The organism is Aliterella sp. E5.1 (genome assembly GCF_057473825.1).
The window spans coordinates 1-1,443 of sequence record NZ_JBYCCV010000370.1; the positions used below are offsets into that span (position 1 = coordinate 1).

1 protein-coding gene and 1 pseudogene are annotated in these 1,443 nt (G+C 47.0%); both read right to left on the bottom strand.

Annotated features, from left to right (window positions below):
* Window positions 1–295: 295 nt before the first annotated feature.
* On the bottom strand, window positions 296–793 hold the full coding sequence (locus tag AC2VE5_RS27360) for a glutamine amidotransferase-related protein (protein ID WP_486890677.1): 498 nt from the start codon (window positions 791–793) through the stop codon (window positions 296–298).
* Window positions 794–809: 16 nt separating this feature from the next.
* Window positions 810–1,022, bottom strand: a pseudogene (locus tag AC2VE5_RS27365) (response regulator); the annotation flags it as partial.
* Window positions 1,023–1,443: the final 421 nt, after the last annotated feature.

Consider the following 1,443-nt stretch of genomic DNA (forward strand, 5'->3'; position numbering starts at 1 on the left):
TGACATTAAGAAGAAAATGGAGGACAAGGTCGTACAAGTCGACCAGCAGATTGAGCAGTTACTGATACTAAGAGCCGAACTTCAGGGTCTCCTCTCAGGCTGGCAGGATTTCCCCATCCCTCGAGCAGGGACAATCTGTCCAATCATCCAGCAAGATAGGGGGAAGTCGTCAACCCCAGCGCAACTGGGAAGGAGCTTGAGCCCGCTCAGGTCACGTTGAAGCTGATACATGACCCTTCCTGCGGCAACCCCAACCCTTTCCTGCTGACTCAGTAACTCAGTGTGTAAAGTGAAGCTAAACTTTGAGCCATAGTTCTAGAAATCCTTTGAGCCAATTTTCAACTATTGGACCGTAAACAGCATGCCGCTGAATCTGCTCCTTGTAAGACTGGGCCTTAGGAAACGTTATTCGATCGACTCCTCGCTCCATCCATCTATACATAATCTCTGCTGTTATCTCAGGGTGGAACTGTAGACCGTAGGCGTTATTGCCATAACGAAATGCCTGATTGGCAAAAGTCTCGCCAGAGGCTAACAAGGCAGCACCCTGCGGCAGTTCAAACCCTTCACTGTGCCATTCATAGATATATAGTGCTTCCGGAAAATGCTCTAGACCGGATAGGGTTGGTACTACTGGGAAGTAGCCAATTTCGACCAAGCTTTGGGGGTGAGGTGCAACTGTTGCACCAAGTACATGTACCAATAGCTGAGCCCCAAGGCGAATTCCCAAAAAAGGCTTGCCAGACTCAAGAGCTACTGATATCCAATCAAGTTCAGTACGAATGAAAGGCAAGGTGTCACTATCGCTGTCGGGCTCGGAGGTATTGGCATAGCTCTAAGCCAGAAAGACCTGGTAGTAGCCAGTCAAAAATGACCAGAGTGTACTGTGTCCACTGATCCTCTAAATGATTCCAAGCCTCAGTGCCATTAAGAACCCAATCAACAATATAAGCTTCGTGATTGAGGGTCCGCTTAATCGCCGCTCCTAGATCTGGTTCATCTTCAACTAATAATATGCGCACGGAGAGCACATGCCTCAACTATAAAAAGGAGGAAACGACTATTCTTTAAATTGCCTCATAGCCTGTAGATTCTAACTATTTGCTTAGCTACAAATCAGGGTTACTGTTGAGTCCTTCGATGATTCTTGAGGAAGAACCGCTCACCCAAAAATGTGAAGACCAATCCTAAACCGGCCACCAACAGAATCATAGGGTCGGAAGTTCCTTTCAAAAGAATGAACGCACCTAAGACGACAATGTCGAGAGCGGCTGCAGTAAGCAGAATTGCACCATTTGCGTCTATATCCTTTCTAAGGTTGTGTCGCAAAAACAGGGGTCAGTCAGCGGCCTGATGATAATGTGAGAGCCCATGTTTTTCTCTCTCGTAAATGAAAACTTCTGAGCTTTTCAAGTGGCGACATTTCCAAGCCGAGATCATCCT